This is a genomic window from Marinobacter sp., from assembly GCF_044799475.1.
Classification (GTDB): Bacteria; Pseudomonadota; Gammaproteobacteria; order Pseudomonadales; family Oleiphilaceae; genus Marinobacter.
Window position 1 is genome coordinate 1,158,176 of the sequence record NZ_CP085217.1, and the last position, 11,585, is coordinate 1,169,760.

Sequence of the window (11,585 nt, forward strand, 5' to 3'; positions counted from 1 at the left end):
GCCACCCAACGATAGAACAGCAACTCAATGCTTACCTTTACCTGCGGATCTACCGCTGGCGGCATGGAAATATAGCAACGGAATCAGCACCAGGGTGAGCAGAGTGGAAACGAGAACCCCGCTTGCCAGGGTAAGGCCCAATGGTTCGAGTGAGGGTTCGAAAATGAGAACCCCGCTTCCGAACATGACGGTGGCGGCGGTCAGGATGATGGGCCTTGTGCGCTGTGCGCCTGCCTGAACGACGGCTTCTTCGAGATCCATGCCTTCCTCCAGTCTTTTCTCGATGAAGTCCACCAGCAGGATGGCATTGCGGGTCACTATGCCGCCCAATGCGATAACGCCAAGCACACCGGTACCGGCGATATTGATGCCCCAGGCCCAGTGTGCCGGAATTACCCCGATGAAGATCAACGGGATAGGCAGCATGATCAGCAGGGGCAAGCGGTAGGAGCGAAACCAGCCGGCAAGCAATACGTAAATCAGGATCATGACAACGAGCCCTGCCACGCCCAGATCCCGGTAAACATCCCGTGTCATTTCCCATTCCCCCGACCAGTAGAGCAGCGGCCTGCTGGCTTCATCCGGTGGTGCAAGCCAGCGCACCTCGGTGTTTTCGACGCTGACAGGAGACTCCAGCTGTACTGTCAGGGGCTGCGCCAGAGAACGGTCCAGATCGGCAAACACGGTTGTTACCGGCATAAGCCCGCGGCGGAAGAGTGCGGGTTCCCCATCGGCGTAGTTGAAATCGACGACGGACTCCAGGGATACCGGCTGGCCCTCAACATTCATGACGTACAGGCTTTTGATGGCCTGTTCCGTTTCCCGGTCGGATTTTGCCAGTCTCACTATGATTGGAATGGGCTCCCGGGAGTTTTTCCTGCCGGACCAGTTGGCGAGAGCTTCTCCCTGGATGGCCAGATAAAGGCTGCGGGTTACTTCCGCCGGGATGACGCCAAATGTTGCGGCGCGCTCGGGATTCACATCCAGATTAAGACTCGGGAGTGGTTGTGAGGGGCTTTGATCGGTGGAGATCACGCCCTTCTGTTCACCGAGCCATTGCTCAACCTGCCGTGCAACCGAGCGGCGAGTTTCCGGGTCTGGCCCATAGATTTCTGCTGTAATGGCCCGATCGCTGCTCGGGCCCGATGGAATCCGGCTGATATGGCCTTTTCCGCCATAGGGGGCCAGCCAGTCACTGAGTCTATGTGCAATTTCCCGGCTGACTTCATAACTCTGGCGGTCCCGCTGCTGTTCCGGAACCAGAATCACGTGCAGTGCAAGGTCGCTGGGGGCCTTCGGTTGCGGTGAGGAGAGTGTTTCGGGTGGATAAATCAGCGGAGCGGCCAGGCCTGAATAAATAGTGACTCCCCTCACTTCCGGAACCGCTCGCAGGTGGCGGTTGATCTCCGAGGCGACCGTGAGAGACTCGGTCAGGGTCGAGGCCGGCGGCAGCTCAATATTGACGGCGAACAGGTTGCGGTCCAGCAGAGGGGTCAGGCCAATCTGGACGGTTCGAAAAGCGACCAGGGAAAAGCTGGCTATAAGCAGAATCACAAGCCCCAGGTAGAACGCCCAGCGCAGCCAGGAGGCAGCCAGGAACGGGGCCAGAACCCGGCGATAGCGGGCAACGAAAGGTGGTTCCCGGGGTTCCTGACTTCCGGAGTGACCGTTGTCGCCGTCGTCCTCGCTGCTGGTGCTATCACGATCCACCCTCAGCAGACGAAAGCCGAAATAGGGCGTGATGGTAAGAGCAATCAGGAGCGAAAACAGGACGGCAGCTGAGGCGCCAACAGGAATGGCGCGAACATACTGGCCCATTTCTCCGGTGATGTAGGCGGTGGGCAGTAGTGTGGCCACGACCAGCAGATCTGCCAGGATCGTCGGATTGCCCACCTCGTTCACGGCCCTGACCGTTAACTCACGGGTTTTTTCTCCGGCTCGCTGAAAATGGCGGGACACGTTCTCCAGCATGACCACGGCATCGTCCGAGAGTATGCCGATTGCCAGGATCATGGCGGCTATGGATACCGGGTTAAGGGTAAAGTCGAGATGGTGGTAGAGGTAGGGAACAACGGAAAGCGAGGCCGGCATCATGATCGCGATAATCACCGCGGCGCGCCACCCCAGCCCCAGCCAGATTATGCCGACAACCACCAGTGTGCCCGACAGTAGCTGGAACAATACGTTATAAACACGCTCTGTAGCATCTGTGCCGGCATCGTGGGTGATATCCAGTTGCACATCAGCTGGCAGAGTTGTGTTGGCAGATTTCGTCAGTCTCACGCGCACCTGGCGGGTAATGTCGCTGACATTCATGCCTTCGAGTGTGGTGACCGCCAAAGTAACGGCGGGAAAGGGAACCGATTGCCCCTGTTGCCAGTGCAGAACAGCCTGATTCTGCTCTACCCGGCCCATCCGGATGTCCGCCACTTCGTCCAGATACACAGGCCCGCCGCCGTCATTGCCTACGGGTATGCGGCCAAGCTGGGCCGTGCTGGTAAAATCCATTCCCGCCTGCAGGTCTGTCACCGGCTTGCCTTCCAGCCGGCCTGCCGGCACCTGACGGGTTGCCCCGGCAACGGCTTCGGCCAGCTGATTCAGCGGGATTTTCCGGCCTGCCAGGTCCGTTGGTCTGGGCAGGATTTCGATCGCAGGACGGTCGCCGCCAAAGCGTCCGATATCCCGCACGCCGGGAATGGTGAGAAGATCTGCCGAGAGCTCGCCGGCTATGTCTTCGAGCCGGCCGGGGCCAAGGGTCTTGCTGGTGATGGTGGCCAGGAGCACGACCAGTCTTGCCTCGCCAAAGGTCTGGATCTTTGCAGGGCCGGCCATTTCCGGCAGCTCGTTTGCGCGGGCCTCAAATACTTCATTGAGCCTCGAGAATGCGATTGCTTTTCCAGTCCCCGCCTCAAACTCAATGGAGAGAAGCGCCGCATGATCGGAACTGCTGCTTCGCACCTCGGTGACTGAAGCAATTTCACGGACCCAACTGGCCGTCCGGCGTGCAAGCTGCTCATCAACCCGTTCCACACCAGCGCCTGGCCATGGAAGGAGCACCAGAGCCGTAGGAACATCAATGTCTGGCCGGTCTTCACGGGGAGTAATCAGAAGCGCATAACCGCCCAGCAGGAAACAGGCGATAATAAACAGGGGCACCACGGGAGAGTCCAGCAACCGGTTGGCAATGTGCCCGGCCAGGCCCAGGCGCAACTTATCCTTCTCCATGCACTGCGCCCGGGTTATCAATGGTCACCGGCTGGCCATCCTGAAGATCAGGAGAGGGATTCAGAACCACCAGGTCACCCACCTGAAGCCCCTGGGTCACGGGAATCAGGCCACTCATGTTCGCCGGAGTGGTCGCCGTTTTGACCCATCTTAAATTGATGACTGCCGATTCGCCGGAAGCCTCTCCATCCCGGCTCCTCACCACCAGCACTCCGGTCAGTTGTCCCCGCCGGATGAGAGCCTCTTCCGGCAAGCCCACCCACGTAGTGGCCTGCTGTTGCCGTTCCCGGTCGGAAACCGGCACCACCACCGAGACAACCTGTCCCGGCGCGAGGGTCGATGTTTCTGTGCTGAGAGCGAGTCTCAGCCGCTGGCCGGTGCCCGAGTCAGTCAGTGCGGGTATCACGCCGACCAATCGTGCTTCAAGCATCTGCCTGTCTGGCCCCGCAATGACCGAGAGGGATTGCCCCGGGACCAGAGCAGCGGCCTGACCGCTGGACACAGGCACATCAATCCTCATTTGACGCCGCTCCTCCAGAACGAGAATCGGCTGTCCAGGGCCGACAAAACTGCCAGCGTCCACCAGTTTTTCAGAAACCAGGCCGTCGAACGGAGCTGTTAACCGGGTATAGCTGAGGTTGGTCTGCTGGGCTTTGAGTTCAGATTGCGCTGCCTGCTGCTGTGCCTCCAGTTCCCTGAGCCTGACACTGGCCCGTTCGGTGCGTACCCGGGCGATCAGATCCTCCTCATACAGCCTCTGGAGTCGCTCATTGTCCAGTCGGGCCTGCCGAACCGCAGCCTCCGCTGCCGTGATCTTTTCCCGGGCAGCCGCGATGGCCGCCTGTACGTCTCTGGCGTCAATGGTGGCAAGCAACTCGCCTGCTGCTACCTGGTCCCCGGGTTCCCGGATAACAGATGTCAGGGTGCCGGCAATTCGGGTGCTCAGTATGGCCCGCGTACCCGGTCGGACAATACCTGGCAACTGGCGGGTTGTCGGGTAATCCCACTCACTGATTTCGGCCACGGTAACCGGCTGGGTTTCCGGAGTTTCTTCCAGGCTGGAGGGCGCCTGGTCAGAACAACCTGTCATTGCCCAGAAAAAGACAGGAATCAGGGCCAGAAAGCGGGGGGCAGCAGTCATGGTACTTGCTCCTGAACAGCCAGAATCGGATCATAACCGTTCTGCAGATGATAATTCATGGCGGCAAGGACAGCCTGGTAACGTGCATCAATAAGTGTCATGCGTTGACGGTCGAGGCGGGCCTGGGCGGCAAGCAGGTCGGTCATCGAGCCGATGCCCTCTTCATAGCGCCGTAATGCGAGCTGTTCCGCCCGGCTGGCGGCTTTGGTCGCCTTGCGAGCCGCAAGCCAGCCGGCCCAGCTGGCTTGCCAGCGGCTCATGGCGATGGCCTGTTCCCGCTGAATGCGACGCTTGATGCCATCAAGTTCAATCCGCGCCTGTTGTTCCTTCGCTCTGGATTCAGCAATCCTGCCCTGACGACCAAAACCATCGAAAATGGTCCAGTGAAGGTTGATGGCGACGAGCCACCCATCCGCATCTCCCTCCAGAGGTTGGTCGCCTTCGACCCACTGCTGCCTTGCCAGAAGATTCACTCTGGGTATCCACTCCGCCTGAGATGCGCGGGTATTGGCATGGGCTGCCTCAACAGCTGTTTCCCGTGCCTGGAGGTCTTTCCGTGCCAGTGGAGCATTGAGGTTAACGGGAGGTGGGGGGCGCGGCAGCGGAGTAGACGGGGTCAGTTCCTGCTCCGGAGCCATTCCCAGTAAAGCTTTCAGCTCAAGTTGTGCCTGCTCTCTGTCTGCGCGGGTGTGCTCCATGCGGGCCTGGATGGCTGCAAGTTCCGCATCCGCCTGTTCAGTATCCAGGCGTGATGCCAGACCTTCCTGATAACTTGCATGCGCCAGGGTGGCCGCTTTTCTGGCTGCAGCGTAGGACATCTGGGCGGCATCCACCCGTTCCTGCTCTCGAAGGATATTGAAATAAAGCCGGGATACTTCCAGACGAATGGCCTGCCGGCCCCACTGTTCAGCATGACGCCTGGCATCCACGTTCAGTGACGCCGCATGGCTTGACTGGAGGGCATCGGCATTGAACAGGGGCTGCACCACCTGGACGCCGGTCACGGTGCCTTCCACCGGGCCGAAATCCGTGTGCTGGATAGTGGGGGGGATGCCCAGAGTGGGAACCGGAACCCCGGTAATCAGGGAAGAATCCGCTCGCAGCCAGGAGGCATCGGTGCTGATGGAGGGAAGATAGGCCTGGCTGGACTGCTGGCGAACAGCTTCTGCCTGCCGGGTTTCAGCGGAAAGAGTCTGCAGGGTGATCGCTTCCTGCCTTGCAACCTCCAGCGCCTGAGTCAATGACATGGCACTGATGGTCGCCGGAAGCAGAAGGCTCGTCAGTGTTAAAGTCCATTTATAAAACAACGGAGCTCCCTGTTCGCCATTTTACTCCGGATTTATGTTGATCCCCGCGCAATCGATACCTGGCGCGGAAACCTGTGTTGCAATCAAGGGTATCAATTTTAAAGCACGCCTGGCTTTGCGGCCATGTGAAGACGCCGGGCAAGCTACCAGACGCGGGCCTCGTCCCCACTCGCCCAAGGGCGGCAAAAACGCCAGGCCCTGAAATGTGTTAGGATCCTATTCTGACATGCGGGCTACCAGGTACTTTCCATATACTTGACCCCTTCGAGCGCTACCCTCCAGCGCTTTCTCGAACGCTCGCATTCAGATTGGTGGCCTGCCCGCCCCCGGACGTCTGTTTCTCCCCACAGATGTTGCTTTTACCCTGTTACACCATCGGTTAACCCGAGTTTGGTAAGTCTCACTGCGGAGCCTCATGGCTCGACTGCTACCGGTCAGACCTGCGCTATTTTTTGCTTTCAATCGTCGCCGGAACAGTTTCCCATCGCGACCGATACAAGGTGCGGCCCAGGTTGACTGCCAGGCCAGGTCCTGGCTTTTGCCTGTAATCAAAGAAAGCCAGTAACGATTTGCTACGGATGATAATTCTATCAGGAGATCACTATGAAATTCTTAAAGAAACTCACTACTGCTGCTGCAGTCAGCTCTCTGGCACTTGGCGCTACTGTAGCCCAGGCAGACTCGAAAGAGCCTATTGTAATTGCCACCCATAACTGGACCAGCCAAATTACCATGGCGTACGTTATTGGCGGTATGTTTGAAAGCATTGGCAATAATGTTTCTTACGTACCGGCGGATAGCCAGGCGGTTTACGAATCAGTTCGTAACGGTGACGTCACTATTGCGCACGAAGTATGGCAGTCGACGTTTGGCAAGTCTTTTAACAATGCTTTAGACGCTGGCGGCATCATTGATGTGGGCACACACGCTTCTGTTACTCAGGAAGAGTGGTGGTATCCAGCGTATGTGGGCGACCTGTGCCCCGGCCTGCCTTCCTGGGAAGCGCTGAACGATTGTTCTGAATTGTTTGCAACAGCAGGCAGCGACGGTAAAGGCCGTTATCTGGACGGACCTATGGACTGGCATGGTCAGGAAACCCTGGAGCGCATCGAAGCGCTTGATATGAACTTCACGGCCAAGTTTGCCGGGTCTTCTGGTGCTCTCTGGGCTGAACTGGAGTCAGCAGCGAAAGACAACCGGGCAGTCGTAGTATTTAACTGGTCACCCAACTTCACCGATGCTGGTGACGGCGGCAGCTTCGTTGAATTTCCCGCCTATAGTGATGGCTGCAAGAAGTCGGATGGCGGTGATGGCAAATGTGGTTCGCCACCGGCAGGCTGGCTGAAGAAGGCAGCTTATTATCAGATGCCCAAAAAATGGCCGGATGCGTACAAAATCTTCAACAACATTTCCTTCACTAAAAGCGATATCGGCAACATGGCTGCATTGGTTGATGTCGATGGCATGAGCCACGAAGCAGCGGCTGCCAAATGGCTGGCTGACAATGAAGCAACCTGGAAAGCCTGGCTTTAAATCAAAGCCGCTGGCCTGAGTGCGTTGCATTCAGGCCGATCCTTATGTCCTCTTTTTTTTTAACAAGATAATCTATAGATATTTTTAGTCCGATAGATTAATTAGCTGAAAATACATCGTTTTATCAGCTCTTTTTTGGGAATTTAATTATGTCGACTTCAGCTCAGCCGGTTATTAAATGCGAGTCTGTTTATAAAATTTTTGGTGACAACGCTGTAAAAGTACTGCAAAAGTCGGGCGGAAAAGTAGAAACCGAATCATTACTTGCAGCCGGATGTGTCATTGGTGTCAACAATGCATCTTTTGAAGTGCATAAAGGTGAAATTCTCGTAGTCATGGGCCTGTCAGGCTCTGGAAAATCGACGCTTTTACGCTGTATTTCACGCCTGATCGACACTACTGCAGGCGATATATTTGTTGATGGCGAAGATCTGCTTGCCATGAATGAAAAAGAGCTTATCAACATCCGTCGTAACAAGATGGGCATGGTATTCCAGAATTTCGCCCTGCTGCCGCATAAAACCGTGCTGGAAAACATTGCCTTGCCGTTACAGGTGAAAGGCATGAGCACCAGCGAGAGCATGGATCGCGCAATCGACATGGTAAATCTGGTAGAGCTGACAGGTCGCGAAAATTACTTCCCGCGCCAGCTCTCTGGTGGTCAACAACAACGCGTTGGCATTGCTCGCTCATTGGCCGTGGAGCCGGATATCTGGTTCCTCGATGAACCATTTTCAGCGCTGGACCCTCTGATTCGCAGGGAAATGCAGGATGAGTTCCTGCGTTTACAAAGAAAATTAAGCAAGACGATCCTGTTCGTCACCCACGACTTTGATGAAGCGCTACGCCTTGCCGACCGTATCGCCATTATGAAAGACGGTGTCATCGAACAGATTGATACCCCTGCCAATATCGTGCTAAGCCCGGCCACGGAATATGTCGCCAAATTCACCCATGAGGTGCCACGCGAGCGGGTGCTCTCCTGTCAGACCATCATGGGAAAATATGACGCTTCCGCAGAGATGAGTGACATCACTGTATCTGAGGACGCCATAATCGAAACCGTAGCAGAGCCCGTGCTGACCGCGAAAAAACCAGTGGCCGTCACCGGCGCCAGAGGCGAGATTGTTGGTGTTCTGAACAGCAATATCATGGCACACGCCCTGTTTGGTGAGGCTAATAGAGTGCCAGTTAATAATTAAGTCGCGAGCCAAACCTGATGCAATATTTCATTGAACATAAATGGGTTCAGTTTGTCGCCCTGTTGGCAGTTTTCTATGCCCTTGTAATTGCGATAGATCCAGCCACGGGTGGCAATCTGTGGCGCCTGCAGGAGACGATGTTCTGGCTGCTGCCCGATGTAGTTAACGATGGCCTGAAGTTTCTCATCGATGATTTCTGGGTTGTCGATATTTACGACGCTGAGCTGGACCTCACCGAAGAATCGACCATGACAAAAGAGTTTACCCGCGCTCTGTCTGGCGTGATCCTCTTTAGTATCAATCTGATTCGTGAACTCCTTTTAGGCGGCGTTAAAACCGTTGTAGCCTTTACCAGCTGGGACTTTATCAGCGAAAATGAGTGGGCGCGTATCCCTGCATTGCCCTGGTCAGCGGTTGCTGCCGGCGCATTTTTAACAGGCCACTACCTCGGCGGCCGTAACCTTTCTATCTTGGCCGGCACAAGCACCATCTACATTGCTGTATTTGGTCAGTGGACACCGGCAATGCAAACCCTTTCATTTGTTCTTGTGACTGTGCCCCTGTCGTTTTTCCTGGGATTAGGCCTGGGTATCCTTGCCTTTAAGAACAGGACCTTCGAGTCCGTCCTGGCGCCACTGTTAAACGTGGCTCAATCCATGCCCCACTTCTCGTATCTAATCCCGGTGGTGGTGTTCTTTGGCATTGGTGACCACGCTGGCGCTATTTCAACGGTTATTTTTGCTACGCCACCAATGATTCGCCTGACCATTCTGGGCCTTAAAAAAGTTCCTCCGGAAGTTCTGGAGGCTGGCAGGATGAGCGGCTGTAATTCACGGCAACTCATGTTCAGAGTGCTCATTCCTTCAGCGCGCCATGACATTCTGATCGGTGTAAATCAGGTCATCATGCAGTGTCTGGCCATGGCCGTGATCGCTTCTTTTATCGGAGCCAGGGGCCTGGGCTACGACTTGCTTGTCTCCCTGAACATGCTTGAGATAGGTCAGGCACTGGAACTTGGTGTGTCTATTGTACTGATTGCTGTGGTTCTGGATAAGTTATCCCTGGCCTGGGCCCATAAACAGGTGGATTACCTCGCCGACTTGCCATTTCATGTGCGTCACAGGCATTCGCTAGCCTTTCTGGGCATTTTGATCTTCACTTCTGTTATTGCCTATCTTGCGTCGATGGTTTTCCCGGAAAAGGCTAACTACCTCTACTTCATCCAGGAATCACAGGGATTAAGCACACAAAACTTCTGGGACTTTATCGTTGACTGGATCATCACCAACACCTACCACAGCGTGCAGAGTTTCAACTTCTTCATGACCACCTCAATTCTGATGCCCATGAAAGAGGCTTTTTTGTCCATGCCAGTTGCTGCAACGCTGTTCCTGGTTGCAGGCACGGGTTACATCGTTGGCGGCCTTCGCTCCGCTATCATTGTGACCGGGTTTATTGCCTTTATTGCATTAACACCCTGGTGGGACCGAGCGCTCATCACAGCCTATATGACCACCTTCGCAGTCGTCATGTCCGTGATTATCGGTTGCAGCGTTGGCATTTTGTGCTCTCGAAGCACCCGGGCAACGAAATTCATCTTGCTGGTGTGCGACACGTTTCAGACATTCCCATCGTTTGTCTACCTGATCCCCGTCATCATGCTGTTTGGGGTGAGTGATTTATCCGTGCTTATTGCGGTGATCGTATACGCCACAATTCCTGCGACACGTTATACCGTAGAAGGCTTGAGCAATGTACCCCAGGCCTTGCAGGAAGCAGGCTCCATGTCAGGGGTTAACCGCCTGCAGCGTCTATTAAAAATTGAACTGCCATTGGCTTTCCCGCACATCATGCTGGGCATTAACCAGACGGTCATCTTCTCTCTGTTTATGATTATTATTGGCGCTTTTATCGGTACCGACGACCTGGGCCAGCTGATCATGCAGTCCCTGTCGCAAGCTAACGGTATGGGCCAGGGCATTGTGCTCGGTTTATGCGTTGCTTTTATTGGTCTCGCAGTGGACCATTTGATACATACCTGGGCCGAGCAGCGCAAGAAAGCGTTGGGGATCGTTTGACAGTCCGGTCTGGTAAAGCAGTGGAATGATCCGGGCCGCATAACGCTGATCAACTGACTTGACGCGTCAAATCAAAAGTTGCCTGTCAGCAGGATCTGCGGCAGGCAGCCCGGCTGAAACCGATGCTGGAGGATTTTTCAGATGGCACGGCACTCGCCACCGCCGGCAGGATTGAATCCGCCAGACAGAGTGGCAGCTCTCAGTACGACATTCGTAATACTGGCGGCGTTCTGCTGGGGGCTGTCGGGTGGGATCGGCGCTATTCTCATGGCGGACGGCTGGGATGCGTTCGTGGTCTCGTTTTACCGGGGGGCAATCGGCCTGTTGTTCGTTCTCGCCTGGCTGGCATTGCGCCCTGGGGGCAGCGGGTTGGCAAACCGGCGATTATGGTTCTGGTCGGCGATTGCCGGTCTCGGTGTAGCTGGCAACTTCTCATTCTATTTTCTGAGCATTTCAGAGGGCAGCGTCGCGGTTGCAGCCACATTGATGTACTGCGCTCCTGTGTTCGTCTACCTCGTCTCCTTCCTGCTGAAACTCGAGAGAGCCACTCCGCTGAAGTGGTCTGCGATGGCCATGGTGATGCTCGGAATCGTGCTGCTCACACGCATTTACGAGGTAGGTGCGGCCGGCGTCACGCTCCTGGGCGTAGCCGCCGGTCTGCTTGCCGGCCTGTCCTACGCACTGTTCATTTTTGGCTTCAAGTATGCCGCTCCCTACGGTAGTCCGCAGGCGATTCTCGTAATAGCTTTCGCGGTGCTTGCCTCAATACTCGTCTGGCTTGGCGATGCCGGCCAGACACTGGCAGTTCTGAGTACCCCCTCCTGGCCCCTGTTTGCAGCACTGGGCGTGTTTGGCGCGGGCCTGTCGTTCATTTTTTACGTCGTCGGCCTGCGCTATACCGCTCCCGCAGTGGCGTCAGTTGTCGCAATGGTCGAGCCGGTTACGGCGTCATTATTTGGTGTAGTACTGTTGGATGAAATGCTGACTGGCCTGCAGATCTCTGGCATGGCGCTGATCCTGGTCACGGTTACCGGGCTGAGCGTCTATTCGAGCGTTCCACGGGCCACTTACAACTAAACCTGTCTCTGGCCTGCAGACG

6 protein-coding genes and 1 pseudogene are annotated in these 11,585 nt (G+C 55.8%); 4 read left to right on the forward strand and 3 right to left on the reverse strand.

Annotated features, from left to right (window positions below):
* Positions 1-24: 24 nt before the first annotated feature.
* The 3 genes from LG327_RS05420 to LG327_RS05430 are packed head-to-tail and all read right to left on the reverse strand — an operon-like array spanning position 25 to position 5,613.
* On the reverse strand, positions 25-3,225 hold the full coding sequence (locus tag LG327_RS05420; RefSeq protein WP_404366838.1) for an efflux RND transporter permease subunit: 3,201 nt from the start codon (positions 3,223-3,225) through the stop codon (positions 25-27).
* Positions 3,212-4,366, reverse strand: coding sequence for an efflux RND transporter periplasmic adaptor subunit (locus tag LG327_RS05425; RefSeq protein ID WP_404366840.1), 1,155 nt, complete (start codon positions 4,364-4,366; stop codon positions 3,212-3,214). The genes LG327_RS05420 and LG327_RS05425 overlap by 14 nt, the downstream gene beginning before the upstream one ends.
* The gene (locus LG327_RS05430; protein ID WP_404366843.1) at positions 4,363-5,613 is read right to left on the reverse strand and encodes a TolC family protein; all 1,251 of its coding nucleotides are present in this window, start codon (positions 5,611-5,613) and stop codon (positions 4,363-4,365) included. Before LG327_RS05430 ends, LG327_RS05425 begins: the two co-directional genes overlap by 4 nt.
* A gap of 663 nt (positions 5,614-6,276) precedes the next feature.
* Between LG327_RS05430 and LG327_RS05435 the strand changes: the two genes are divergently transcribed.
* The 4 genes and pseudogenes from LG327_RS05435 to LG327_RS05450 all read left to right on the forward strand — a co-directional run bounded on the left by LG327_RS05435 (position 6,277) and on the right by LG327_RS05450 (position 11,563).
* Positions 6,277-7,206: an ABC transporter substrate-binding protein gene (locus tag LG327_RS05435; protein ID WP_404366846.1), complete on the forward strand. Its 930-nt coding sequence runs from the start codon at positions 6,277-6,279 to the stop codon at positions 7,204-7,206.
* 149 nt (positions 7,207-7,355) lie between these two features.
* Positions 7,356-8,156, forward strand: a pseudogene (locus LG327_RS05440) (glycine betaine/L-proline ABC transporter ATP-binding protein); the annotation flags it as partial.
* 269 nt (positions 8,157-8,425) lie between these two features.
* The gene (locus LG327_RS05445) at positions 8,426-10,486 is read left to right on the forward strand and encodes an ABC transporter permease (protein WP_404366849.1); all 2,061 of its coding nucleotides are present in this window, start codon (positions 8,426-8,428) and stop codon (positions 10,484-10,486) included.
* A 141-nt stretch (positions 10,487-10,627) separates the two neighbouring features.
* Positions 10,628-11,563 (forward strand): DMT family transporter, encoded by a 936-nt coding sequence (locus LG327_RS05450; RefSeq protein ID WP_404366852.1) that lies wholly within the window; start codon positions 10,628-10,630, stop codon positions 11,561-11,563.
* Positions 11,564-11,585: the final 22 nt, after the last annotated feature.